Origin of the sequence: Vibrio sp. Vb339 (assembly GCF_902751245.1) — a bacterium.
GTDB classification, from domain to species: domain Bacteria; phylum Pseudomonadota; class Gammaproteobacteria; order Enterobacterales; family Vibrionaceae; genus Vibrio; species Vibrio coralliirubri.
Genome location: NZ_CADDIS010000002.1, coordinates 127677 through 153888, shown reverse-complemented (window position 1 = coordinate 153888; position 26212 = coordinate 127677). Strand labels below are relative to the sequence as shown.

At 41.3% G+C, this 26212-nt stretch carries 20 protein-coding genes; 2 read left to right on the top strand and 18 right to left on the bottom strand.

Annotated features, from left to right (window positions below; genetic code table 11):
* Position 1 precedes the first annotated feature (1 nt).
* From cysC to HRQ85_RS09405, 13 genes are all read right to left on the bottom strand, one after another.
* Positions 2 to 634 carry an adenylyl-sulfate kinase gene (cysC, locus tag HRQ85_RS09465; RefSeq protein WP_172379449.1) on the bottom strand — a complete coding sequence of 211 codons (633 nt, stop codon included), beginning with the start codon at positions 632 to 634 and terminating at the stop codon, positions 2 to 4.
* Positions 635 to 1366: 732 nt separating this feature from the next.
* Positions 1367 to 3133, bottom strand: coding sequence for an SLC13 family permease (locus HRQ85_RS09460; protein ID WP_172379448.1), 1767 nt, complete (start codon positions 3131 to 3133; stop codon positions 1367 to 1369).
* 29 nt (positions 3134 to 3162) lie between these two features.
* Positions 3163 to 4368 (bottom strand): MATE family efflux transporter, encoded by a 1206-nt coding sequence (locus HRQ85_RS09455; protein ID WP_172379447.1) that lies wholly within the window; start codon positions 4366 to 4368, stop codon positions 3163 to 3165.
* Between the two features lie 52 nt (positions 4369 to 4420).
* On the bottom strand, positions 4421 to 5461 hold the full coding sequence (locus tag HRQ85_RS09450) for a glycosyltransferase (protein WP_172379446.1): 1041 nt from the start codon (positions 5459 to 5461) through the stop codon (positions 4421 to 4423).
* A gap of 6 nt (positions 5462 to 5467) precedes the next feature.
* Complete coding sequence (locus HRQ85_RS09445; protein ID WP_172379445.1) at positions 5468 to 6568, bottom strand: EpsG family protein; 1101 nt, start codon at positions 6566 to 6568, stop codon at positions 5468 to 5470.
* Between the two features lies 1 nt (position 6569).
* On the bottom strand, positions 6570 to 7691 hold the full coding sequence (locus HRQ85_RS09440) for a hypothetical protein (RefSeq protein WP_172379444.1): 1122 nt from the start codon (positions 7689 to 7691) through the stop codon (positions 6570 to 6572).
* Positions 7666 to 8640 (bottom strand): sulfotransferase family protein, encoded by a 975-nt coding sequence (locus HRQ85_RS09435; RefSeq protein ID WP_172379443.1) that lies wholly within the window; start codon positions 8638 to 8640, stop codon positions 7666 to 7668. The genes HRQ85_RS09440 and HRQ85_RS09435 overlap by 26 nt, the downstream gene beginning before the upstream one ends.
* A complete protein-coding gene (locus HRQ85_RS09430; protein ID WP_172379442.1) occupies positions 8637 to 9428 on the bottom strand; it encodes a glycosyltransferase family 2 protein in 792 nt (263 codons plus the stop codon). The genes HRQ85_RS09435 and HRQ85_RS09430 overlap by 4 nt, the downstream gene beginning before the upstream one ends.
* On the bottom strand, positions 9412 to 10836 hold the full coding sequence (gene cysN / locus HRQ85_RS09425; RefSeq protein WP_172379441.1) for a sulfate adenylyltransferase subunit CysN: 1425 nt from the start codon (positions 10834 to 10836) through the stop codon (positions 9412 to 9414). Before cysN ends, HRQ85_RS09430 begins: the two co-directional genes overlap by 17 nt.
* Positions 10836 to 11753, bottom strand: a complete 918-nt coding sequence (gene cysD, locus HRQ85_RS09420; RefSeq protein ID WP_172379440.1) for a sulfate adenylyltransferase subunit CysD — start codon at positions 11751 to 11753, stop codon at positions 10836 to 10838. Before cysD ends, cysN begins: the two co-directional genes overlap by 1 nt.
* A gap of 1040 nt (positions 11754 to 12793) precedes the next feature.
* Complete coding sequence (locus HRQ85_RS09415; protein ID WP_172379439.1) at positions 12794 to 15034, bottom strand: GumC family protein; 2241 nt, start codon at positions 15032 to 15034, stop codon at positions 12794 to 12796.
* A gap of 115 nt (positions 15035 to 15149) precedes the next feature.
* Positions 15150 to 15734: a polysaccharide biosynthesis/export family protein gene (locus HRQ85_RS09410; protein WP_172379438.1), complete on the bottom strand. Its 585-nt coding sequence runs from the start codon at positions 15732 to 15734 to the stop codon at positions 15150 to 15152.
* Positions 15735 to 15878: 144 nt separating this feature from the next.
* Positions 15879 to 17300, bottom strand: coding sequence for an undecaprenyl-phosphate glucose phosphotransferase (locus HRQ85_RS09405; RefSeq protein ID WP_172379437.1), 1422 nt, complete (start codon positions 17298 to 17300; stop codon positions 15879 to 15881).
* Positions 17301 to 17747: 447 nt separating this feature from the next.
* On the opposite strand from HRQ85_RS09405, the gene HRQ85_RS09400 reads away from it, so the two are divergent.
* Entirely contained in the window at positions 17748 to 17987 is a 240-nt protein-coding gene (locus HRQ85_RS09400) for a PAS factor family protein (RefSeq protein WP_172379436.1), read from the top strand.
* Between the two features lie 143 nt (positions 17988 to 18130).
* On the opposite strand, the gene HRQ85_RS09395 is transcribed toward HRQ85_RS09400, so the two are convergent.
* The 4 genes from HRQ85_RS09395 to HRQ85_RS09380 form a co-directional block, all read right to left on the bottom strand.
* Entirely contained in the window at positions 18131 to 19855 is a 1725-nt protein-coding gene (locus HRQ85_RS09395) for a methyl-accepting chemotaxis protein (RefSeq protein WP_172380050.1), read from the bottom strand.
* 617 nt (positions 19856 to 20472) lie between these two features.
* On the bottom strand, positions 20473 to 20889 hold the full coding sequence (locus HRQ85_RS09390; RefSeq protein WP_017059185.1) for a MarR family winged helix-turn-helix transcriptional regulator: 417 nt from the start codon (positions 20887 to 20889) through the stop codon (positions 20473 to 20475).
* Complete coding sequence (dmeF, locus tag HRQ85_RS09385) at positions 20867 to 21862, bottom strand: CDF family Co(II)/Ni(II) efflux transporter DmeF (RefSeq protein WP_172379435.1); 996 nt, start codon at positions 21860 to 21862, stop codon at positions 20867 to 20869. The genes HRQ85_RS09390 and dmeF overlap by 23 nt, the downstream gene beginning before the upstream one ends.
* A gap of 276 nt (positions 21863 to 22138) precedes the next feature.
* On the bottom strand, positions 22139 to 23011 hold the full coding sequence (locus HRQ85_RS09380; protein WP_172380049.1) for a LysR family transcriptional regulator: 873 nt from the start codon (positions 23009 to 23011) through the stop codon (positions 22139 to 22141).
* Between the two features lie 852 nt (positions 23012 to 23863).
* Here HRQ85_RS09380 and HRQ85_RS09375 point away from each other — a divergent pair.
* Complete coding sequence (locus tag HRQ85_RS09375) at positions 23864 to 25123, top strand: adenylosuccinate synthase (protein WP_050653965.1); 1260 nt, start codon at positions 23864 to 23866, stop codon at positions 25121 to 25123.
* 73 nt (positions 25124 to 25196) lie between these two features.
* On the opposite strand, the gene HRQ85_RS09370 is transcribed toward HRQ85_RS09375, so the two are convergent.
* Positions 25197 to 26138 (bottom strand): GGDEF domain-containing protein, encoded by a 942-nt coding sequence (locus HRQ85_RS09370; RefSeq protein ID WP_172379434.1) that lies wholly within the window; start codon positions 26136 to 26138, stop codon positions 25197 to 25199.
* Positions 26139 to 26212: the final 74 nt, after the last annotated feature.

The window sequence follows — 26212 nt, the reverse complement described above, 5'->3', positions numbered from 1 at the left end:
ATTAAATGTAACCACGCTCACGTAGCGCATTCACCACTTGCTCGCCACACTCTTCAATGTTAACACCTGCAGTTTTTACATGAATATCTGGTTGCACTGGCGCTTGGTATTCTGAATCGATACCCGTGAAGTGTTTGATTTCGCCTTTACGTGCTTTCTTATACAAACCTTTAGGGTCACGTGATTCACACACTTCCAACGGCGTATCAATAAATACCTCTAAAAACTGTTGTTCACCTAAAAGATCTCGCACTTGTTGGCGGTCTGAAATGAACGGTGAGATAAACGCCGTCAACACAATGCTTCCTGAATCAACAAACAGTTTAGCCACCTCACCAATACGGCGAATGTTCTCTACTCTATCTGTATCACTAAAGCCGAGATCTTGGTTCAAACCATGACGGACGTTATCGCCGTCTAACAAATAACTGTGTTTGCCCAAAGCCAATAACTGGCTTTCTGCTGCATTAGCAACCGTCGACTTGCCAGAACCACTTAGGCCTGTAAACCACAGCACAACAGGTTTTTGTTGTTTCAGTTCAGCTCTTTGTTGATGCGTTACAGTGGCATTGTGCCAAACCACATCACTCGATTTTTCTATTACATCTGTTTTTTCTTGATATGGAGTTGTCATGAATAACCTTTATATAAACTTTAAAATAACCGTCAAAAACTCGAAAACACCCGCAAAAAAACCTAAAACAATCGTCATTCCAGAATCGAGGAACGAGATATCTGGAATCTCAAACCACAAGCGTGATTCCCTATTACGTTCGTCCCTCACTTTAGGGAATGACGATAACTAGCATGGTAACTTTAAAATAACCGTCAAAACTCGAAAATAAACGCCAAAAACTCGAAAACAACCGTCATTCCAGAACCGAGGAACGAGGTATCTGGAATCTCATACCACAAGCGAGATTCCCTATTACGTTTGTCCCTCACTTTAGGGAATGACGATAACTAGCACAGCAACTTTAAAGTAACCGGCAAAAACTCGAAAGTATCCGCCAAAAACCCTAAAACAACCGTCATTCCAGAACCGAGGAACGAGGTATCTGGAATCTCATACCACAAGCGAGTTTCCCTATCACGTTTGTCCCTCTCTTTAGGGAATGACGATAACTAGCACAGCAACTTTAAAACAACCGTCGAAAACTCGAAAGCAACCGTCATCGAGACCCTAAAATACCCGTCATTCCAGAACCGAGGAACGAGGTATCTGGAATCTCAAACCACAAGCGAGATTCCCTATTACGTTCGTCCCTCACTTTAGGGAATGACGAACGCAAACATCTACTCGACTTACCTTACCGTCATCCCCGAGCAGGAGGAACGACTGAATCGGGGATCTCTTAATAGACACCTAAAACGGATACACCACCGGAATCACCACTAACGCGGTAATGGAATACACAATCGAAAGCGGCAGACCCAGTTTCACATAATCTTTAATAGAATAATTACCCGCCGAGTACACCATCAAATTCGTTTGGTAACCAAACGGCGACAGAAAACTTGCACTCGCCCCAAAAGCCACCGCCATAACAAACGGCATTGGATCGGCGCCATATTGCTGTGCAGTCGCAAGGGCTATAGGGAAAATAATCGCCGCCGCTGCATTATTGGTGATTAACTCTGTAAGCAACAACGTTGCCAAGAACACCCCAATAAACGCGCCGTACACACCATATCCATTAGTCAACGTTAGCAAAGCACCACTCACCGTATCCGCTAACCCACTGGTTTGCATTGCATGAGCTAAGGCCAATGCACTGCCCACAATCACAATAATTTCAAACGGGATACGACGACGAACGTATTGAACATTCAATATACCCGTTATCACATAAGCACCCAGCAAAATCAGTAAACCTTTAAGCAACGGCAATAAGCCAATAGCCGATAACCCTATCACAGCTACAAAACCGCCGAGCACCCAGCGAGACTGAGCTTTAGAAAGCGTTTGTTGCTCACCTGAATGGTTACCAAAATCTGCACCGTCAATGAAAACAAAGTTACGCTTTAAGTTATTCCTATCTTTAAAATCATTCCCGATAGCCAGAAGCAACATGTCACCCGCTTGCAACACAGTATTACCCAAGCCACCGCTTAGCTTTTGGTTACCACGGCGAATACCAATAACAGACGCATCAAACAGAGATCTAAATTTCACCTGCTTTATGGTTTTGCCAACCACGACCGAATCTGCCAAGAGTACTGCTTCAACTGTTTGGCCAATGTTCGCGTCTTCCTCGCTCACAGCGCCTACAGTTTTCAAACCTTTAAACTGCTGTAAAGTCTCTAATGCATTAATATCACCACTGAACATCAACCTGTCGTTAGATTGCAGAACCTCATTGGGTGATACAGGCGTAATAACACCGCCCTGGCGAATGATTTCACTCAAATACAAAGAACCCAAATCGCGCAACCCGTTCTCAAAGACCGTTTTACCCACTAATGATTGGCCGTTAACAACAGCTCGAACTTGGGCTTCAACAAAGTAACTCGTATTTTCTCGATGTTGCTCTTGGATCTTACTAGGCGGAAGCAAAGGAATACAACACAGCAAACAAACCAAACACACGCCCACAACGATAACCGCCACAGGCGTAGTCGTTATCATAGAGAACGGCGCCAACCCTGCTTCTTGGGCAAAGCCCGAGACAATTAAGTTAGTCGAAGTACCAACCAACGTTAACGTCCCCCCTAAGATAGAAGCATAAGAAAGAGGCAATAAATACTTGTTCACGTTGCTTGGTAAGTTCTTCTTTATACAACCCATTAGCGTTGCCACTACCGCCGTGTTATTGGCAAAAGCCGAGGTAAAGCTGCTAACTACCAATAATTTAACGTAGTTCGGGACAAACTTGCCATTGAACAACGATGCCCCCAAATGGCGCACATGATAGGTTTTCTCAATGGCGAAACTACAAATGATCAACACCATCAACGTCATTAAAGAACCGTTAGTAAAACCATTTAGGTATAAGGTTTGATCAACTGCACCAATAATAAACAATGCAGCACCAACACCCGCAAACGCCAATAACGGGCGAATGTGAAACACAACTAAGGCAATAAGCAGCGCAGCAACTAATACAGCGATTAATAATTGAGAATCAAACATACGACCAACTCAAAGTTACGACCCAACAGTTAAACCTTTCTAAATACGTTCAACGTATTAAAGCCCAAACGTTTCTTTACCATCCAAACCGCTAGTAGGTTCTGCGTAGCAACAGAAATTGCAGTCGCATAAGCTGCACCCATTAGTCCAAACTGGCTAGTTAGACCAAAGGCCAACACAATAGCGAGAGGCCCAGAGAACAACACAACGTTACGCATGTCTTTTTCATGACCTGTCATATTAAGCAAGTAACCTACAGAACCTGTAATCACGTTAATAAACTGGCCTATCGCTAGTATTTGCAATAGCGGAGCTGCAACCTTGTACTCTTCACCAAACAGTCCCATCAAGAATTCGGGGAAGAAGGTCATAAATGCCAATACTGGCGTTGCCATCAACATCATCAAACGACTTGAAAGTAGAGACAACTTATTCACTTCACCAGAGTTACCTTTAGCAAACGCTTGTGCGAACTTTGGCGCTACGACTAAGTTGACGGCAATTAATACAAAGCTAGCCAGTGTTGCTGTACGCAGAGTAGAAGCAAAAAATGCGACGTCTGAACTTGAAAGAAATTTAGCTGTGGAAAACTGACCTGCCCACATTGAACATTGACCCATTAGCATGGTTACAAATAATGCTGAAAGACTGACCTTCAATTCTGGCGAGAGCTTTGCTTCTATTTCAAAACTTGCGCCGTTGGCTCTAAACCAGATTACCCCGCCCACAGCCATTGCCAAGCTTATTGCAAACAAATATACATAAACTAAAGAAACACTTGTTTGCGTTATACCGAGCCACGTTGCTAAACCAAGAATTAATATAAACGAAAATTGCGCTACAACATTTTGCACCGTACTCGCCATAATAGCGTGTTGCTTACCTTGCAGCATTGCCGAAAATATCTGTACGAGCGCAAATGCCAGCATAGCTAACGCTATAGCTGGCAAAATCGATTCAACTTCAGGCATACCCAGAGCGGCTGAGATCTGAGTAGGAAAAACTACCGACACAAACATAATGGCTAATGACAGGCCGAACACACATTTGATCACAACCGATACATCTTGGTTTATACACTTCCAGGATACTCCATAATCTGCACCAACCACTTTTAATAAAGCATTAGGAGAACCGAGAGTGAGTAGCCCCCCACCTAACTGAATTAAAGCTAAGGAGAAAAAGAAAACACCAGCGTGATTTACTTCAGTAGTGTTGGCAACAACAAGACTCATTAAAAATCCTGTTGCAGCACCAAATCCGCGTACAATAAATACTTGTAGTGATCTAAAAAGTAAGTTCATATTCACTCGGTCTAAAACTGCTATACAGCGAATTCAGAGCTTGCTGTAAGTTTTCTTGGCTATGGTGTTCATTTATTTTCACATAGTTATTTTTTGCTCTGTGGTAAGCCGCAGTATCTGAGTAAGTTAAAAGCTTAATTTCTTCAATCGCTTTATCAATTGAATCGACCGTATATAAACCCTCAGATAAGAACGGGCCAATTTCACGCAAAATCATAGGCTTATTCATTTTTGCAGCTTCAAGTACAGAAATAGGAAAGCCATCCCATGCCGCTGTATGAAAATAAAAATCTGCATTAGATAATTTCTCCAAAGCACTTTTACGATCAATCCAACCAGTAACGACTACCCCCGATTCTTCGAGGTTTTTAACATATGAAGCTTCACCACCACCGATCCAAACCATATCGGCAAACGAAGTGACCTGCTTAGCTACAGATGCAAAAAAATCATAACCTTTTTGATCAGCAATACGACCTACCATTACAATACTAGGGCGACTACTACCACTCGGTTTGCTATCTAAGTCAATATCATCACATACATTAATGATTTCATGGGTTTTGAATGGATGAACGAAGTGTTGAGCAAGCAACTTTTCATCGAGGCCACAACCAGCAATAACCGCAGTCCTTTTTGCTAGAATCTTTTCAATTAAAAAGTAGGTCCTCTTAATATTTTGACTTGTATTTCGTAAGAAAGAAAAACCATGAGGGGTGTAAATTATTTTTCGTTTAGATATAAATGGAAGGAGTCTAACAATAGCTCCTGCATATGTGCTATGAAGATGAATTACATCAGGGCTGACTTGTTTTATAAACTTGTACAATGAGAAAATTGATCTAGGATTCCTATTCACCAACTTCATTAATAAAAAGTTTCCCTTATCTTCCTCTCCAGTTTCATCCCCCTTTCTCACAGTCGCGAATAAATAATGTTCAAATTGCGAAGAATTATTAACATATGTATTAATTGCAGACGTAACTCCGCCTCCGAATGACTCGGTGATATGTAGTATTTTCATAAGTATCTATATTGTCAATGTAATTATGGCACTATGACTCGATAACACCAAAAAACCAATTACGGAAAATAAAATAGCAAAGACTAGCGACTTGTATTTTATAAATAAAAGCCTGTCAATAAAATAATAGGAAATTATAGGAAAAGCCAAAGCTAAGTAATTGAGCATTCTACCAGATATGACAGGAGCATCAATAAATATTAGAATAATAGATACCACACCTATTATATACCATGACAGTTTGTGATGAGTTCCATAAACAAAAACAAAGGCTATAGATGCTAACATCAACATCCAGAACTGCTTCAACTCTAAAATATTATCGAATTCACCAACTTGTCCATTATTAGTGTAATTATCATATTTAGATATTACCGATGTATTATTAAACATATCAACAAGCCATCCAAACTTGTCCATTAGAAGAGACCCAAAAACCAAAGAAAATGCGAACAACATGATAACATGTTTAACGCTAAGCCTTACTCTCAAAAGAACAAGGGTTAAAATGGGGAAGAAAATAACTGATGATGTGTGAAATAAAAATGCTACTCCCATCAACAGTAATGACAATCTATGTTTTTCTTTTACTGCTAAAGCGAATGAAAGAAATACGAAACCCTCTGAAAAAGACTGCCTCATAGCACAGATAAATACTAAATAGTATGAAAAATACAAACCAGTAAAAACCAATAGATAATTTTTCAATCTTAATTCAGACGAAATTAGCCTATACGACAGTAGCAAAGGCAACATTGTTAAAACTGGCATTAAAATCAACCAAGCTCGATAATTAAAGCCTATCTCTTTAATAAGAGCTGCTAATGGCCAAAATAAAAGCTCATGGTTCCCATAAATTTCAAGCCCATCTTCTCTAGCCGTAAACATTGAATCAAGTTGATTATAAGTGAAAACATACTTCCAAGTATCACCGCTTGACTCTAAAGATCTAGTTGCAGAGAAGTATATTACATTAAAAAAAACAATTCCAAGTAAGACTATAAAGAACACTGGCTTTGAAGACTTTTCATTCCTATCAATAAATAATGATGTTACTATAAATATTGATGAGGCACACAAAAAAAACATTAATGATAAATGATTCATACTAAATATTAATTATTTCCTGAAGAGCAAAGCTAGCTGGTCTATCAAACTTAGATGAATATACATTTTCAATCACTTTTTCTTGTACTACCTCCTCCTCCTTTGATAGCCCTGAATTAATAACACACTTAAAACTTTCAAAGTTTTCAACTCTCTGACCTAGTGAGTGCATTATTTTTGATTCATCCGTATGATAAGATATAGTGTCAATAAAAATACATTGCCTCCTCTTTATCGCAATATATTCATATACCTGACTACTTACATCCCCAACATAAACATCACAATAATTAGAATAATATAAATTACTTAGATTTTCGCTATCTAAATCTATAATGACATTATTTTTACATCTAAATCTATCAAAATCTGTTTTTTTTAAAATCTCACCTAGCCTTGGATGTGGTGCAAATATAACATTAAACTCATTAGAGGAGGAAAGATAGTCTAGAACCCTAACTCCCATACTATCCCAAGCATTGGCCCCTACCTTCTTATTAAAATGAGGATTAAATACAACTGTTCTCCTATCATTATTAAAAAGCTTCCCCCCCCCATTAACATGGTTATTTTTGAACCACTCCAACTTCAACGAACCAGATTGACATATATTCAACTTTGAATTTTTAAATACATTTGAAGTTGTTTCTCCAGATGTAATAACACAGTCAACCCCTCTAGTATCAGAAAAAGTTCCATACGAAGTTGCAACCCCAAGAGGCCCATGTAATGCCCAGATTACCTTGATTTTTGGGTTAATTTTCTTTAAGTAATTTCCATTATCGAGCTCTGTGGTAATTACATAGTCATACTTGGAAATCTCACTAGAATTAACCTTATGAATATAAATGTAATCCGTATGAGAATTCTTAGTTATCTTTCTAAATAAAAATCGACAATATCTTAATAAAAGATCCAAATAAAATAAATCACGCAACGCTATTCTATCGTAAAACTTATATAAACACTTCATCATGGGTTCAGTCAACATGCTAACATCTGTGCCATTAACATATGCAATCTTAACATCTAAGCTCTTACAATTTATTGCCTCATCTATCAAAGACAAAACATGTGGAATATGCGCTTGATTATTATTAAGAAGGAATAAAATCTTTTTCATAATACTTTTTCATCTTTGACAAATATTTCGAAACCAATACACTTTTAGACTTGTTCATTCTATTTTTTAATATAGATATATCATGATAATTTAATTTACCGTAGCCTTTCCCTATACTATCAGGGGTTATTGGCTTATTCACATTAGCATGATGAGGCAATAAGTTAACATCACCCAAATCTTTAGAGCTATGCTGCATCATCGACTCTTCGTAGCTCACATCAAGAAAGTCACATATTCCAGAAATTGTTTCTTCTGGTTTTGTAACCAAATCAGAGTAATAAACCATAATACAAGAGTTTTTGTTGTTAATATTAAACTCTTCAGCAAGTTCAATAGCTTTAACCCATCTATCTATTGCCTCCTCTGTAGAGCTATAAAGCTTCGCATCGATAAATGAACTTACAGAGTCTACCGGATCTCGTACAATATGAATAAATTGAGATTTTGGGAAAGTATTTTTTATATTATCTAAATAAAAAACATTCAAAGGTGTCTTATCCCCCCATCGCCTTGCGGCAATCCCATGAAAATCGAGGTAATTCAAGTAGTATTCATTAATTATTCTTGCAAATGACTGTTCGCTTTTGGGTAAACATTTTAGTGATTGATGTAATTCATTTAGGTTCGAGATTTTGAATGTGTAGAAGTCTGGGTGGAACTGAAAGTTACCTAAAATTGTAGTTACCATCGTATGCCACCCTACATGTGGCATAGCTGTATGTTGCATTGAAGCTACCCCTAGTACATATGTTTCGGGTGGTATTGCAACTTCAGAGTGTTGGTTTAGAATTCGTCTTAATAAAGTATTTCCTGATCGACCTGCTCCAATAATGAAAATAGGACTAATATTTTCATTTCTATTAATAGGAATTCGATAAAATCTTTTAGTAAAATTATTACCATGTATCAACTTAGTTAGCTTATTAGCAATATTATTTATTTTCATATTTTTCTAAAATACCTAGTAGGGAGCTTCAACAATTCATAGATAATAGCTAAAATAGTAATAAAGGGATGCTTCACGGCTCTCTTGTAAAGCAAGAACTTAATTTTATATAGACACATCTTAACTTGATTACTACTTAAACCAGATTCAAATCTATTTTCTCTGCCTTTTGCACCTTTTTCATTAACACAGTAGCCTTGATAGCCATCATCAATAAGATCAATCCAAAGCGCTAAATCTTCACAAAAATGAGCATTGGGGAACTTGACACGTTCACTATTTGTTAATATCGCACATGGCGTATGAATTCTAGGTGAAAATAGAATGTTTCTATGATTTAGTCTGGATTGCCTCATAACACTGTGATTATACATATCAAAATATAGTATTTTCGAACATCCAGAATTCAACCTTTTTTTATAAAACTCAAAAAAACCAGTAATATGACAATCTTCCCACTCATCATCAGCATCTAAAAAAGCGATAAATTTATAACCGGCTGCATGTTTTAAGCCTAGATTTCTAGCCGCACCAGGCCCTAAATTAGACTTAGTACTAACATACTGTATTTCACAGCACGATTTCAGGTTAAAACTCAATTCATTAACAGTACTTTCTAGATGTTTTAGCTTTAATTCATAGTCAAAAATCGTTTCATCATTCTTTTTATCAAAAACTATAATTAGCTTATCTACACTTTTTTCCTGATTTAGTACTGATTTTACTGACTTTAAAAGTATCCCCTCTGTTTCTATAGTTGGAATAATTACGCTAATAGTTTCTTGCATAGTCACAATTCCATTCAGGAAAAAACTTTCGTATATAAGCATTCAATTCAAGTTCGGCATCAGTATATATACGCTTAACTTGGTTTCTTTTCTGCCTCTGTGAGATTTTAACCACCCCTGCCCCAACCGTCACGTTAGTCATTCGGTCAATCACCACAAACGCGCCGGTTTGTTTGATTTGTTTATATAGGTCGACTGAGATTGCTTCGTTTAGGTTGATATCGACGCTGCCGATTGAATTAAGCTCTAGCTTGGTAAACTCATTATCAGATTTAATTTGAAGTGTATTAACATCGACTTCATGGTTAATCGCTGTTACTCGACCATTTACTGATTTAGACGCAAACTTAAACATATACTCTTTATTAGTTTGTAGTGGTGCTTCGCCCATCCAAACCATAATCGCTTGAACTGCATTACTTACGGTCGGTAGATTGTTGCTATGTACAAGTACATCCCCACGACTTACGTCGATTTCATCATTTAGAGTAATTGTTACAGCATCACCTGCGATGGCTTGCTCGATGTCACCTTCAAAGGTCACAACGTTTTTCACTGTGCTTTGTTTTCCTGAAGGCATCGCAGTAATTGCATCACCCGGGCGAACGACACCAGAAGCGATGGTTCCGCAGAAACCACGGAAATCTAGGTTCGGGCGGTTAACGTATTGCACTGGCATACGGAAGTCAGTTAAGTTTTTATCTTGCTCAACTTTTACCGTTTCTAGAAGCTTCATTAGTGTGGCACCTGGGTACCAATCCATGAGCGTACTTGGCGTTACTACGTTGTCGCCGTTTAGAGCTGAAATAGGGACAAAACGTAAGTCTTGGATGTCCAGCTCTTTGGCCATTTCACGGTAGTCGGCTTTGATTTTCTGGAATACTTCCTGGCTGTAGTCCATTAAGTCCATTTTGTTGATAGCAACAATATAGTGCTTAATACCCAACAGAGAACAAATGTAACTATGTCGGCGCGTTTGGGTTTGAATACCGTGGCGAGCGTCTACCATTACAATCGCTAGGTCACAGGTAGAAGCACCTGTTGCCATGTTTCTCGTGTATTGCTCGTGCCCTGGGGTGTCAGCAATAATAAATTTGCGCTTGTCTGTCGAGAAATAACGGTAAGCAACATCAATAGTAATGCCCTGCTCTCGTTCGCTTTGTAAGCCGTCTACCAATAGTGCTAAGTCAAACTCTTTGTCTGTGGTGTTGAACTTTTGGGAGTCTTTCTCGATGGCTGCCATTTGATCTTCGTAGATCAACTTTGAATCAAACAACAAACGGCCGATAAGGGTCGATTTACCATCGTCTACTGAGCCACAAGTAATGAAGCGCATTAGATCTTTGTTTTCGTGTTGCTTTAGGTACGCTTCAATGTCTGATGCGATTAGGGCTGATGCGTGGCTCATTAGAAGTATCCCTCACGTTTTTTCTTTTCCATCGAGCCAGACGAATCGTGGTCGATAGCGCGGCCTTGACGTTCTGATGTTATGGTTAACAGCATCTCTTGAATGATTTCTGGCAGTGTTGTCGCTTCTGATTCCACTGCGCCTGTTAGTGGGTAGCAGCCTAAAGTACGGAAGCGAACCATTTTCTCTTGGATCTCTTCGCTTTCTTCGATTGGCATACGTTCGTCGTCGACCATGATTAACATTCCGTCACGTTCTACCACCGGACGCTTTTCTGAAAGGTAAAGCGGCACAATTTCAATGCTTTCTAGGTAGATGTATTGCCAAATATCTAGCTCAGTCCAGTTTGATAACGGGAACACTCGGATAGATTCGCCTTTATCGACTTTGCCGTTGTAGACGTTCCACAGTTCTGGGCGCTGGTTTTTAGGGTCCCAACGGTGGTTCTTATCGCGGAATGAGTACACACGTTCTTTAGCGCGAGACTTTTCTTCGTCGCGGCGTGCGCCACCGAATGCTGCATCGAAGCCGTATTTGTCTAATGCCTGCTTAAGCCCCTGCGTTTTCATAATGTCGGTGTGCTTAGAGCTACCATGAACGAATGGGCTGATCCCCATTTCGATGCCTTCTGGGTTTTGGTGAACGATTAAGTCCATGCCTACTTTTTCAGCCATTTGGTCACGGAACTGGATCATTTCTTTGAATTTCCAGTTTGTGTCTACGTGCATTAACGGAAACGGAGGCTTCCCAGGTGCAAATGCTTTGCGAGCAAGGTGCAGCATTACTGCTGAGTCTTTGCCTACTGAATAGAGCATTACTGGATTATCAAACTCAGCGGCGACTTCACGGATGATGTGAATCGACTCCGCTTCGAGCTGCTTAAGGTGTGTTCTTTTGGTGCTATTTAAGACTGTCATGACGTTGTTATTGCCTTTGGTGTTGCCGCCCTTAATTTAAGTATTAAGTACGAATTTTGAATTCAAGGGGAGGTGCAAAAAGCAGATTCCCTATTACGCTCGTCCCTCGCTTTAGGGAATGACGTGTATGTTGTCGTTGCTCTCTGTGGGCATGACTGATTCGGGGGTCTCAAACCCAAAAGCGAGATTCCCAATTACGCTCGTCCCTCGCTGTAGGGAATGACGTGTATGTTGTCGTTGCTCATTATTGGGAACCGTGCGTTTGTTCTGGTTCGTCACTCTTGGAATGACGAACAGGCCGTGGCGCTAACCACCGTCATCCTTGAGAAGGAGGAACGACTGAGTTGAGGATCTCTAAACCAAAAGAGAGATTCCCTATCACGTTCGTCCCTCACTGTAGGGAATGACGTGTGTGGCGTTCTTCTTTATAGGGAAGGACACGTATGTTGTCGTTCCTCGTTATTGGGAACCGCGCGTTTGTTCTGGTTCGTCACTATTAGAATGACGAACGCGTGTAGCGCTAACCACCGTCATCCTCGAGAAGGAGGAACGACTGAGTTGAGGAGCTCTCAACCAAAAGCAGATTCCCTATCACGCTCGTCCCTCACTGTAGGGAATGACGTTTGTTGTCGTTCCTCGCTATGGGGGATGACGATTCCTGCAAAATAAGGCTACTTTTGATACGCTACCGCCCTTAGGTTTCAGCCCCTAATCTGCTATCAATTTTCTAATTTTTCGTTGTTTGGCTTTGTGCTTTTAGCTAACTTGGTCGTCACAACGATTGAAGCTAATGGGCTTCATTCAGACCAGTTTTTTTGCTACTACTTTATGGGGTGTGATTTTATTGCGTATTTGGTACGCTGTAAAGGCTTTATTGCGTATCTGGTACTTTTTGTTGTTATGGTTGTGTGATTGATTGTAAATTTCAAGACAACACGCTGTTTTCATTACCAAATAAATTCAGTTGTAACAGATCTAAAAAGGCCAAGCTGTTTCCAACTTGGCCTTTCACTGCGGTGTTACTTGAACTGTTTGCCTAGTTAAACGGGTTGTTTCGCTAGGTGGTTGTCACCATAGCTTCCGTAGTAACCACCATAGCCATACTCGTTCTTTAACGCTTTTTCAGTGACTTGGTTAATCACGATGCCGTCTATCTTTATGTTGTGTGTCATAAAGCGGCCTAGCGTGTTTCTTACACTTGCAAGGCGTGTGCTGTTCGCTTTTACCACAACGGTAATTGAGCCCACCAAACGGCTTATTACTAGGCTGTCTGCTACAGGTAACGTTGGTGGCGTATCGATGATTACGCGATCGAACTTCTCATCGAGCTGGTCTAACATTTTAGCGAATGCTTCTGATGTTAAAAGCTCTTGTGGGTTTGGCGTTAACATACCTGCGGGTAAAATCGTTAGGCCTGACTTCTCGTCTTTGTATAAGCAGTTTTCTAATGCGTCTCCCATTAGCAAGTGGTTAGTAATACCCTGCTGGAACTTCTTCAAACCAAAACGCTCTGCTACTGCCGGCTTACGTAAATCCGCATCGATAAGTAATGTACGTTCTACTTGTGCATACGCCATCGCCAGGTTGATAGACGTTGTAGTTTTACCTTCGCCCGGTAATGAAGAAGTAATCGCTAGTCGCTTACTGTTTGATTGCATTTTCGATAACGTCAATGCAGTACGAATTGAACGAACTGATTCGCTGAAGGAATTAGCTTCTTTCTCAAAATACAGTGCTTTGTCTAACGCTTTCTTTTTGTATTTCTTCATCGATACTTTTGGTAAGCCACCCAATGGGATTAAACCAAAGCGATCTTCGAACGTTTTTACTGATTCAACGGTGTTACGCAGTGCGTCTAACAGGAACACCATCACAACCGCAAAGCCAAAGCTTGCTACGAATGAAAGCGCAATGATTAACCCTTTCTTCGGTGCCGCTGCTTTCTGTGGGATCATCGCGTAGTCAGTAAAACGAGCGCTTTCTGCTGCAAAGTCACTGGTTGCTGAAGTCTCTTTTTGACGCGACAGGAACAAGTTGAATACGTCACGGTTGGTTTTTACTTCACGCTTTAACGCTTCAAATTGACGCTTTTTAACTGAAATAGTCTGGTAAGCATCTTTATTGGATTTCAGCTCTGCTTTTAGTAAGCGCTCTTGTTGCACTACCGATTTAAGCTCTTGGTCAATGCCATTAACCAGCTCTTTTACCACTGATCTTATTTGGTTATCTAAAGAACGCACCTTTGCATTCGCAGCCTTCATATCTTCATGAGCTGGACCATAGCGTTTCGCTAATTTGCTGAGCTCTTTATCGGCTAAGATCTTTTGCTCTTTTAGCGCCAGAACTTGAGGGTGCTTAGATACAAGTGGAATAGTAATAAACGCTTCTTGAGTTTTACCTTGTGCCGCTCTTAACGTACTGTAAGAAGATTCAATTTCGATTCTTCTATCTGTAATCTCTGTTAAACGTGTGGTTAAGCTACTGATTGTCGATCGAGCTTGTGCATCAATACCGCCCTCTACACCACTGTCATCAACCAGTTTTTCTTTAGCAAGAAAGTCCGTTAGAGCCGTTTCAGAGCTCGACAGTTGTTCTTTTAGTTCTGTTAGTCGGTTGGTGATCCAGTGTGATGCTTGTTGTGTCGCACCTAAGCTCGCCTCTAGGTTTAGGTTGATGTATTCCTCACCTATTGCATTTGCAATTACCGCTGCTAGTTTTGGATCTTCTGATTCAAAGCTGATGTTAACCAACTGAGTTTTTCGGATCGGAGAAATCGTTAAGCGCTCTTTAAATGCATCCAGTACCGACTGGCGAATTGCTTCTTGAGCATCTTCTTCGGTTATTGGTGTATTGTCACGATACGCGTCAAACACAGGTAAAGATTTCACTGAATCTACAAGTTGTTCCTTCAGCGACAACTCTGGGTCCAATGACGAGTTGAATTCTAGCTTATTAGTTAAACCTAGCTTGTCGATCACACGCTCAGCGATTTGGTTCGACTTTAAGATCTCAAATTGAGTTAGATAATACTCTTTTTGATTTGAATCGATGCCAACCACTTCTTCAATTGAAACGGCTTTCTTTTGCTTCGATTCAATCAATAGCGTTGCAGTCGCTACGTATTTTGGAGTTAGTGCGAACACCACTAGCATAGTTAAAATAGTAATAACCAAAGTAAACATGGTGATCTTCAACCAGCTTTGTTTGATAAGCTGGAAATACTTTCCGAGATCGATAATCTCTTCACTGTTCGTATTATTTTCTTTAGAGAGCAATTGCATAGCGAGTTGTATTCTCAATAGATTTAAATAGGTAATTGTTAGACTTTAGCTAAAGGTCTAAGGCCGTCGGTTTCACTGCTTGAGCTATTAACTCACAGCTAAAAAATATTCACGTTTACCAGAACGAACCAATAACATGCAGTGTGTCACCCGGCTGTATCTTTTGATAAAGCGCAACTTCATTTTCAGTATCGCTTTCAAACGCTTTTGTTAACTGTTCAGAAGTGTAACCTCCGTATTCACCTGCTGACGTTAGGTAAACCTTTGCGCTACGGCGGTATTTCGTTAATACGCCACCAGCCAACGAGATTGCTTCTTGTACAGTTAGTGCTGGTTCATATTCGTAACCGCCCGGTTTATTCACTAAGCCGTTTACGTAAATATTGCGATATTGGACGATCGAAACATTAACTTTAGGATTGATTAGCACGTTACCTTTCAATCCATCAGTGATTTCTAATTGAAGTTGCTCTAGTGTTTTACCACCTAGCTTGATTCTCCCTAGGTACGGGTAATCAACTGTTTCTCGGTTATCGATTTTTAGCTCTTCAATTGAAAGGTTATCTTCGCCATATACGGTGATACTGATGGTATCGCCCGCGGTTAATGTGTAAAGAATTGGTGCTGGCTTTGCATTGCTAACTGCTGATGTGAACAGGGTTAACATCACAATCAATGAACCAAGTAGCTTTTTAAACATGTGTTTGCTCTTATTGTTTGTCATTGGTAATCGTTTTTCATTCGTGAATCAGTAATTGAGTAAGCAAGTCGACCTGATGTTGAAAGGTCAGTGACTCTTTGTTCCGTGACTCGCGTTTACGCTTGTCGCATTTTGTTAGGGCGATCAGTAAGCCGCTTTGCCTACAAAGCCTTTGAATACCGTCATCACGATGATTTTAATATCTAACCAAAGCGACCAAGTTCGAATGTATTTCAAATCGTATTCCACACGTTTTTCCATTTTGTCTAACGTATCGGTTTCACCTCGATAACCACTGACTTGCGCTAAGCCAGTTATCCCCGGTTTCACGTTATGACGAAGCATGTATCTACCTACAATTTGACGGTATTCCTCATTGTGTGCGACCGCATGGGGACGAGGGCCAACGATCGACATTCGCCCTTGCAACACATTGATAAATTGGGGTAATTCATCAAGCGATGTTCTACGGATGAATGCACCAAATTTAGTGACTCGAGGGTCATCCTTCGTTGCTTGTTTCACCACGGCACCGTTATCTTGTGTGCTCATTGAACGGAATTTCCAAATCAGAATTTCTTCTCCATCTAGGCCATAGCGTTTTTGCTTAAAGATCACTGGGCCTGGCGAACTTAACTTCACGCCGATAGCAACGGCTAACAATACCGGCGATATCATCGCCAAAATAAGCGTCGAAAAAACAATATCTTCCATACGCTTGATACTGCTTCTTACGCTGTTAAACGGCGTATCGTGCACACTTACAGTCGCGACACCGTTAATGGTTCTCCAACGAGATTGCACGAGATTAAACGTTTGTAAGTTTGGCACCACGTATACACGGGCGTTTGAATCAGAAAAACGATCAACCAAAGCTTTTGTTTTTTGGCTTCCTAACGGGTGTAACGCAATGAACACATGTTTTAACTGTCTCGATTTTGCTAAAACCAGTGCTTGTTCAATATTGCCTTTGACTGGATAAGCCACAGCTCCATTAGACGAAGTCGTTGTTGGTTGGTTAATGTTCTTTTCTGCGTCATCGTAAATACCTTCAAATGTTAAAATTGAACCTTTTTGATCTAGCGCTCCGGCCATGTGATAACCCGTTTGCGTCGCTCCGATGACGATGGCTTTGTTCCTATACTGATCTTGAGCAAACATGCCTGTTTTAGTAAATCGTTCCAGTGCCCTTGCCGATATCATGAAATAAGGTACGGCCATAGACCAAATCGCGATAACTACACGTGAATGGTCTTCCGAACGCTTCGCAAAAAAAGCGATCATTAGAATGACAAGAATCGTCATTCCCCAACACAAGGTCAGTCTCTGAATTTTTTGAAACGTTGTTGTGAAGTCTTGGTTTCGATAAAGCTCAAAAACTTGTGCGAACAACAAGTGAAGTACACAACCTAAGCTTGCAAGGGTGACGTAATCCTTTGATACGTTACCAATATAAAGCCAACTTGCGCCCGTTAATGTCGCGACGATAATGAGCAAATCCAGCATCTTATGAGCGACTACACTTTCGTACTCACCATTCTGTACTTGGTATTCTTTTGAAATCATTGTTTCAAAGCCAGTTTGTTATAAGCCATTAATTTTGAAAGTGATTAGTCGAACAACTGTTGCTTTTAGTAGTACCTGATTCACTGATAGTTCAGGCTGTGATTACTGCTCTACTATTTGTTTATAATGACTAATACAGAAGCGCAGTTGCCGTTGCTTACTTTCTTCCTTTCGGTCAGTGGGAGTAAACTTAATTTCACTCCTACTTAGACACTTTATAATTGGCTGAAATATTAATGCGTATTTGGTACGCTGTAAAGATATTATTTGTACTTGGTACGCAATAATATCTTTACAGCGTAGAAAAGACCGCGATCTAAGGTTCCGCTTTGAAACCAGTATTAGGCTTCCCTTAAAATATTAATAATATTGTATGACTTATATCACAGTAAACGAACCTGAAAAGATTATAAAATAAGCGCCTCCCACTTAATGATAAAGAGAAGAATGAACACTACCACCACTCTTGTTTATGACACTTTGAAAAGCCTTGCTGCTCACGCTCCTGAGCAACATGCCGAGATTCGCCAGCGTTTATATGAGCAGTTGAGCCTGCCATTTAACAAGCAGCTCTCGTTATACGCTAATGTGCTTGGTCCTATCAGCTCAGGTAAGTTAGCGGGATGCGACAATATTGATAAAGCGGTTGAACTGGCACTGGATGTGTTGGAATGCCGAAATAAGTAACTCCCCTTTACATACCTAATATAACGGCCTAGATCTTCCCCCAGATCGGGCCGTTTTTTTATTCTCGTCATTTATCTATCTGAATTTTAGACACAAAAAAGGCGCAGATGAACCGCGCCTTTGGTTTAGTTTACTCTGAATGTTTACGAAGTCTTGAACTGCGCGACCGCTTGGTCCATGTCGTTCGCTTGCTCTGCTACCTTGTCCACTTCAACTAAGCAATGCTGCGCCGAAGCGTTATTGTCGTTCGAGATAGTGTTCAGCTCAGTGATTGAATCGCTCACTTGCGCCATTACTGCGCCCTGCTCTTCAATCGCTGAGGCAATACGTTCTGAATTGCCTTGGATGCTTTCCATATCGCTCAAGATAAGTTGCAAGCTTGCATCCAGCTCTTCCGAATCTTTCAGCGTTAGTTGGCCTTGTTGATTACACTCGCCAATCTCTGTCATCGACGCCTGCATCTGGCTTTGAATGGCACTCACCACTGAGGTTATTTCTGTGGTCGATTGATGTGTTCTGCTTGCTAGTGCACGTACTTCATCGGCAACCACCGCGAAGCCTCTGCCTTGTTCACCCGCACGTGCTGCTTCAATCGCTGCGTTCAATGCCAATAGGTTAGTTTGTTCTGCAATGCCTTGGATGATATTTACCGCATCGCCAATTTGATCAACATGATGGTTCAGTGAGCTGATCGAATCTTGGCTACTTGAAAGGCGTTCAGACAACTGGGTGATGTTGCTGATAGTTTCAACCACCACTTCTCGGCCTTTATCGGCATTCACTTTCGCTTGATGTACACCTTCAGCCGCAACCGATGTGCTTTCTGAGATCTCTCCAATGGTGAGTACCATCTCTTGCACTGACGTTGTCATGGTTGAGGTGTGATTTGCTTGAACTTCAAACTGTTTGATTACTGACTCTAGCTCATCATGCATGTTTGATGTGCTTTGTGTCAGTTGCAGTGACTTAGATTGAGATGCCGCGATTAAGCCCTCCAACTGATCAAGCAATTGGTTAAAGTATTGGCCTAGCGTGCTGAGTTCGTCTTTACCATCTAGGTGCGAACGAATAGACACATCGTTTGAATTAACGATATTACGGATAACCGAAAGCAGTGACTCAATTTTGCCAATGATAGAACGGACGATTAACCAGCTGAACAGAATGATCGACACAAGTAGTGTGACGCAAAGGATGTTGTTGATCAGCGATAGTTTGTCCATCTCTTGCTGCGTTTGTTGGTCTAGCACCGCCGAGAACTCTTTAAACTGAGTCTCGATAACGTGTGAACCAGAACGCGCCTCACCTAGCAGACCTTCGTTATGCTTCAAGCCAATCACGCGCTTCTGTTCAACCACTTGGCGCGCAGCGTCAATCAAAGCAGCTGAGCTACTCATATTCGAAGTTATAGAAAGAACACTCGGGTCAAACTCCCCCTTCTCAATTAAGTCATTGAACAGGTAAAGTTCGATTTTTTGTTCCGCACCGGCTGTCGCGCTGATGTTATCGAGCAAACCATGAAACTCGCCTAGCAGGCCTTTGTCGCGTGCTAGCCCATAGACTTCGCTCGCTTTAACTAAGTTAACAAAGCTGGTGTGGTAGGTTTCGATGTCTTCACGTAGGTGCGTGCTGTTGGCTAAACCTAGATCACTGAGCACTGTATCTAGCTCAGATTCAGACGCTAAGAATTTGTTGTAATTTACGTCGAACTTGTCGAGGTATTTCATATCGCTACGCAGCAAGAAATCTTTCTCGTTACGGCGAAGGTTGAGCAAGCGCACTTCAAGTTCTTTGGTAATTTGTTTGGCTACGCTCATTTGAGCGGTGGTGTCTGCAAATTGTGATGTAGTAAACAGCAGTGAAATCATGCCGAAGATGGAGAACATCCCCAGCGAATAGAGCTTTTTCTTTATATTCATATACGTGGCTCGTCTTTACTAAATTAACTATGAGTATCTAAATAAATCGCATCAAAGAATGGATATCCAACTTGCGCGACCTGATTATTGTTATGGTTTTTATATCGATAATGAGCGTCTAAAACTGTGGCTTCTAAGTCCACTAGCTATGACGTTCTCAATTGCATTTAAACAGCAAATGAAGCAGCCAACTAAAGTTAATTTTATCAATAACACAAATTTATTACATGTACATTAGTTGAATGATAAAAGTGAGAGACAGCTATTTGACGGAGTGTGAGGGCTTGAACACCTTGCTATGTAAGACTTTGAATTAAAACACTTTGGACTATTATTGACCTAAGGGTTAGAAATGACACTTTTTTGGCTCATCAGAGGAGCAAGAACGAAGCGTAATATTGGAGATTTTGACTTGTTTTTTAAACGGTGAATCCATCGATTGGTGATTGTACAGTCGATCGTAAATGGCGAAAAAAATGGACCTACTCAATTCGAGTCAGGTCCATTTTTGGATTTCTAATCAATCGCTTTGCGGCTAATAAGTTAGGCTGCGAACTTAAGGCTGACTAAAACGCTTTCACCATCTTGGTTAGGCACTTCAATAACACCGCTTTCTCGTCTTCTTCGATGTCTTGCGTCAGTTCATTAACCAAATTCAAGTGAAGCTGGTTGTGGTGAACGTGGATCTTCTGACCTTCATCAGTTAATGCCACCACAATTGCACGACGATCCGTTGGGTGTTCATGGCGTTCAATCAATTCAGCTTTAACCAGCTTTTCGATTTGAACGGTAAGTGTACCCGTGGTGATGCCCAACTTTTCAGCGAGCTCTTTCATTCTTAACGCGCCATGCATACCAAGTACTTCAATGGTGTGTACTTGAGCCAGGGAGTAACCCGTCTCTTTGACAACAGACTGCTCCCACGAAGACATTTTATCGTAGAACTCAGTCAGTATTTGGTTAAGCTGTTCTATATTTCGCATGGTCGTTTGAATGCACTTCAAGAGTAAGATGATTAATCTTATCAAACTTGGAGAGCATTTGTTTATATTCAGAGACGGTTTTATCACTGTTTGATTCAAGAGTAATCGCTGCTGAATAGTGATGCCCACTCACCTTCCACATATGGAAATCGGTGACCGACGCATAAGGCGTTAAAGTTTCGGTCACTGAGTCACGATAATCTTGGTCGATATTCTCATCAAGTAGGATTGGGCTGGTTTGTTTCATAAGGTTCATCGTCCACTTGGCAATCACGAATGCGCCAACCATTCCCATTGCTGCATCTAACCAGTTCCAACCGTAAAACTTACCAAATAGCAGCGCAACAATCGCAAGCAATGAAGTTAGAGTATCCGCCAACACATGCATGTAGGCTGCACGTAGGTTGTGATCATGATGGTGTCCGTGATGCTCACCATGTTTATGACTGTGGTCGCTATCATGATCATGACTATGTGAATGACCGTGATTCTTACTATGATTGTGGCTATGCTCGTGTCCGTGATCATGATGGTGATCGCCAAGTAAAAACATACTCACCACATTCACAGTTAAACCAATACAAGCAACGATGATCGCTTCATTGAACTGAATTGCTTGCGGGTTAAACAAGCGATGTACCGATTCCACCAGCATCAGTAATGCCACAATCCCCAATGCAATCGCGCTGGTGTAGCCCCCTAACACGCTGACTTTACCGGTACCGAAAGAGAAACGTTCGCTCTCGGCATGTTTCTTCGCATATCGGTATGCAAACAAAGTGATACCAAACGCTGCAGCATGCGTACCCATGTGCCAACCATCGGCAAGCAATGCCATCGATCCGTAAATAGTGCCCGCAACGATCTCAACAACCATTGTAACGACGGTCAATAACAGGACATAGAACGTGCGTTTCTCACCTTGACTGTTGTGTGAAGAAAAGTTGTGTTGGTGACGTGTTGGAAAACTCAAAATGGCGTCCTTAGCTGATGTTTGTGGTTAGATGATCGTTGTTAATAAAAGCCCTTTGATTGACAAGTAATTTGACAATCAAAGTAATTGGTTGGAATTTAGTTTGATTATCAAACTTTGTCAACGATGAATTTTGAAACTCGGATTTGCGGGACGAATAGTTTATGGTGCGCTCTAGATTGTTCTAGCGCTTATTGATTCAGTAAAAACGAGGCTTTGCAGGGACAAAAAAGCCCACGCGAGGTGGGCTAATTGAATCAAACTTAATGATTGTATTTATTTGTTTTGCAATGAAATAATCTCATCATTCACCCACCCTAACAACTGCTTAATCGCTTTCGACAAGACTTGGTTCTGCCTAACAATATAACCGAGACTGGTACTCGAGAAGTTGGTCAATGGTGTTACTTTTGAATTCAGGTGATGCTTAGTTGATACCGCAAACTCCGGGACAATAGCCACACCAAAACCGGCTTCTGCCCAGTCGATTTGAGCATCGACACTCCCTACTTCCATCACCCTATAACTTGGTAGATTAAGACTTGGTAAACCCTCATCAATGAAATCACGCGTTCTCGTATCGTGGCCAAGTAAAATCAAAGAGAGCTCTGCATCTGAGTCTTGGATATCAAACCCATCGCCAAGCGCACACCAAGAAAGCTCTTGCAGCTTAGTGAAATAGAGTGACTCGTTGTGCTGTTCTTTGGCGATAACAAAACCAATATCCGCTTGAGCATTTTTAACTAAACTCGATGCCTGAGATGAGGTGGTATTCAAGAGCGTCAGGTCAATACCGGGATACTGCGCTTTGAACTTCTGGAACGGACGAATCAACAAGAATCGAGAAATGATGTCACTCACAGCAATGGTTAACGTCCCTATTTTAAGGTCGTTAATGGCATTGAGATCAGCCTGACAAATCTGCAGTTCGAGCAGCGTTCTTTGGCTTGTTTCCAATAGCCGCTCACCCGCTTGAGTCAATTGAAATGGACTTCTCTCTATCAACTTTATGCGTGTTTGTTGTTCTAGTTGTTTTAGGTGCAAACTCACATTGGGTTGCGTCATATGCAGTGCAATGGCCGCTTTCCCGAAATGCTTGTATTCCGCTAGCGTCACAAACGTTTTCAATAAATTAATATCGAGCATAATGTCCTCTCTCTCGTGTCACTTATTTCATTCCCAAAAAATGAAGAATGCCCTTCCGTCACTCCCTTCTGTGTGGAATATCCTCACATCGTCATTCCCTACAGTAAGGAACGAACGCGATAGGGAATCTCGCTTGTGGTTTGAGATTCCAGATACCTCGTTCCTCGGTTCTGGAATGACGGTTGTTTTTAAGTTTTTGTACCAATTATCGTCATTCCCTACAGTGAGGAACGAACGCGATAGGGAATCTCGCTTGTGGTTTGAGATTCCTGATACCTCGTTCCTCGGTTCTGGAATGACGCCAAGAAAGCGAGTCGACGTTAGGTTCGGCACTTCAAGTTGTAAGGAACTGATATCGCGTCACTCTCTACGACGAATTACACCACCCCGTCATTCCCTACAGTGAGGAACGAACATGATAGGGAATCTCGCTTGTGGTTTGAGATTCCAGATACCTCGTTCCTCGGTTCTGGAATGACGGTTGTTTTAAGGTTTATCTACCCATTATCGTCATTCTCTACAGTGAGGGACGAACGTGATAGGGAATCTCGTTTATGGTTTGAGATTCCAGATACCTCGTTCCTCGGTTCTGGAATGACGGTTGTTTTGACGTTTCTCTGCTAATCATCGCCATTCACTAAAGTGAGGAATATCCTCATATCGTCATTCCGCCAAGCAAGGGACTACCCCACCCAGTCATTCCCTAAAGTGAGGAACGAACGCGATAGGGAATCTCGTTTGTAGATTAAGACTTTAAGGATATATGAAATCCTTATCAAGATAATAAAGATAATTAATTTCTCTTATCCACCTTGTAGGCCTAACATGATTTCTCAATCAGTTAGGAGAAAAATTATGCCATCTATCGTTGTTGTGGGCGCAAACTGGGGTGATGAAGGCAAAGGCCGCATCGTCGATTTTTTAGCAGACCAAGCTTCTGCTAGCATTCGTTTTCAAGGCGGAAACAATGCAGGTCATACTGTGGTAAATGACTTCGGTACATTCAAACTGCACCAACTACCTAGTGGTATTTTTAATCCTAATTGTACGGCGGTTCTTGGCCCTGGCATGGTGATCAGCCCTGCTGCGCTAACTGAAGAGATTGCAGAAGTACAGGCGGCTGGCATCAAAGTGAAAATGGCGATCTCAGATCGTGCGACACTGTGCCTCCCTTTACATGCTCTTGAAGATACGCTTGAAGAAGAGCGTTTGGGCGATGGCGCTTACGGTTCAACACGTCAAGGTATTGCACCAGCGTACGGCGATCGTGTAATGAAAAAAGGCATTCTTGTGGGTTGGCTGAATCAACCTGAGATTTTAGAGCAGCGTATTCAATTCCTACTTGATTGGAAGATGCCTCAGCTTAAAGCGCTATACCCTCAATGTGACTTCTCTCAGACTGCATCTGAAATGACAGAATGGCTACTTGAAGTAACTAAAGCGTGGCGCCCGTTCATCTGCAACGTAACTGAGCCGCTTAAAGCACTGCAATCACAAGACGCAAACCTACTGTTTGAAGCTCAGTTAGGCGCAGGTCGCGACCTTGTCTACGGTGAATACCCTTGGACAACGTCTTCGAATGTAACTGCAGCTTATGCAGGCATTGGTAGCGGTTTACCTGCCCTTCGCCCTGAGCGCGTTATTGCTGTTGCTAAATCGTTCAGCTCGTCTGTTGGTACTGGCACGCTAGTAACTGCAATGGAAGAGCAAGACAGCTTCCGCGAAAGCTCTAACGAATACGGTGCTACAACAGGCCGCCCACGTGATATGGGTTACTTCGACGCGGTAGCAACTCGCAACGGCGTTGACCTACAAGCCGCGACTGAAATCGCACTGACTAAGATTGACTGCCTGTCTGGTTTGTCTGAACTTAAGATCTGTACTGCTTACTCAGGCGAACATACTGAGAACCCAATTTGGCCACAAACGGCTGAGCTAAAGCCTGTATATGAAGATATGGCTGGCTGGGATGAAGACATCACGGGTTGCCGCACGTTTGAGAGCCTTCCTCAAGCAGCACAAGATTACGTTACTCGTATCGAAGAGCTGATGGGTGTGCCAATCGTGATGGTATCGGTAGGTCCAGAGCGCGAACAAATGATCATTCGCGCTTAGTTTAGAAAGCTATTACACATACATCTACATCTAAGCCCACACTAGTGGGCTTTTTTACGCCTGTCACAAACATCTAAATCTTGTTTTTCTTATTGAGGTACATGTTTTCATCGGAGGACTTTATTAGATTAATGATATTGAAGCTTCGAGAATCAGCAATACCGCAACCATATGAAAAGCCGAGTGAAACCTCATCATCACAACGAAAGCCTTCAATGAAATCATGGAATTCAGCGTGAATTTTGTTGACCAACTCACGAGCATAACCCGGCTCTTCTGAGTGTATGACGACAATGAATTCATCACCGCCAATTCTCGCCGATATCGTGTTGTACTTTGAATTATTTTTTATGCATGACGCAAAGCCAGATATGTAATCATCACCTTTAAAGTGACCATACGTATCATTGATGTATTTAAGGTTATCCAAATCAAAATACAAACAAACAACCTCTCCATCGCTGATGTTTGCTTTGTTGAATTCATGGAAAAAGCCCCTTCGATTAAGCAGCGTCGTCATGATATCAAAGTGACTGTTTTTGTATAAAATCCTGCTCTCTTCCTTTAACAGGATTTCAGAACGTAATAGAGTCGATATGTTCTCAATCAAGTTAACTTGGCTTTCGGTATACGTTGTTGGGCTTAAATCAAACACCAAGAGCACCGCAAACACTTCTTCATCTATATCCCTAACAGGAACCCCGCAAAAAGACTTATAGGCATCCTTACCATTCGCAGAAACGGAATCACCACCAGCGTGACCACTCAAATAGACCGTGCGATTTTCGTTATGCACATACTCACAAAAGAGGCTAATTTTGCTCTTATGTTGGTTGCACGATATGTTTGAGGAGCTCCACACACTCTCAGAACCAGAGCAACTCAAATCAGAGATCATGATGATGCCCGCATTCGATGCGTCCATTATGTCTCGTATGTTATCCAATATAGATACCCAAGTATCGACATCGATATTTCTTTGCATCCCTTCAGAAGAGAACTTATCAAAAAGCATTAATATTTCTTTAGTGTCAGACAGTTAAACTTAATCGAATATTCATTAGTATACGTTGTAACAAAAATCCCAAG

Excerpts from the sequence above, each read along its gene's own strand:
- HRQ85_RS09440 (WP_172379444.1), bottom strand. The coding sequence starts at position 7,691 with ATGAAAAAGATTTTATTCCTTCTTAATAATAATCAAGCGCATATTCCA.
- HRQ85_RS09370 (WP_172379434.1), bottom strand. The coding sequence starts at position 26,138 with ATGCTTTTTGATAAGTTCTCTTCTGAAGGGATGCAAAGAAATATCGAT.
- HRQ85_RS09405 (WP_172379437.1), bottom strand. The coding sequence starts at position 17,300 with ATGATTTCAAAAGAATACCAAGTACAGAATGGTGAGTACGAAAGTGTA.
- HRQ85_RS09460 (WP_172379448.1), bottom strand. The coding sequence starts at position 3,133 with ATGTTTGATTCTCAATTATTAATCGCTGTATTAGTTGCTGCGCTGCTT.
- cysN (WP_172379441.1), bottom strand. The coding sequence starts at position 10,836 with ATGAGCCACGCATCAGCCCTAATCGCATCAGACATTGAAGCGTACCTA.
- HRQ85_RS09400 (WP_172379436.1), top strand. The coding sequence starts at position 17,748 with ATGAACACTACCACCACTCTTGTTTATGACACTTTGAAAAGCCTTGCT.
- HRQ85_RS09415 (WP_172379439.1), bottom strand. The coding sequence starts at position 15,034 with ATGCAATTGCTCTCTAAAGAAAATAATACGAACAGTGAAGAGATTATC.
- HRQ85_RS09455 (WP_172379447.1), bottom strand. The coding sequence starts at position 4,368 with ATGAGTCTTGTTGTTGCCAACACTACTGAAGTAAATCACGCTGGTGTT.
- HRQ85_RS09450 (WP_172379446.1), bottom strand. The coding sequence starts at position 5,461 with ATGAAAATACTACATATCACCGAGTCATTCGGAGGCGGAGTTACGTCT.
- HRQ85_RS09435 (WP_172379443.1), bottom strand. The coding sequence starts at position 8,640 with ATGAAAATAAATAATATTGCTAATAAGCTAACTAAGTTGATACATGGT.
- cysD (WP_172379440.1), bottom strand. The coding sequence starts at position 11,753 with ATGACAGTCTTAAATAGCACCAAAAGAACACACCTTAAGCAGCTCGAA.
- HRQ85_RS09395 (WP_172380050.1), bottom strand. The coding sequence starts at position 19,855 with ATGATTTCACTGCTGTTTACTACATCACAATTTGCAGACACCACCGCT.
- HRQ85_RS09410 (WP_172379438.1), bottom strand. The coding sequence starts at position 15,734 with ATGTTTAAAAAGCTACTTGGTTCATTGATTGTGATGTTAACCCTGTTC.
- HRQ85_RS09430 (WP_172379442.1), bottom strand. The coding sequence starts at position 9,428 with ATGCAAGAAACTATTAGCGTAATTATTCCAACTATAGAAACAGAGGGG.
- cysC (WP_172379449.1), bottom strand. The coding sequence starts at position 634 with ATGACAACTCCATATCAAGAAAAAACAGATGTAATAGAAAAATCGAGT.
- HRQ85_RS09375 (WP_050653965.1), top strand. The coding sequence starts at position 23,864 with ATGCCATCTATCGTTGTTGTGGGCGCAAACTGGGGTGATGAAGGCAAA.
- HRQ85_RS09390 (WP_017059185.1), bottom strand. The coding sequence starts at position 20,889 with ATGCGAAATATAGAACAGCTTAACCAAATACTGACTGAGTTCTACGAT.
- HRQ85_RS09445 (WP_172379445.1), bottom strand. The coding sequence starts at position 6,568 with ATGAATCATTTATCATTAATGTTTTTTTTGTGTGCCTCATCAATATTT.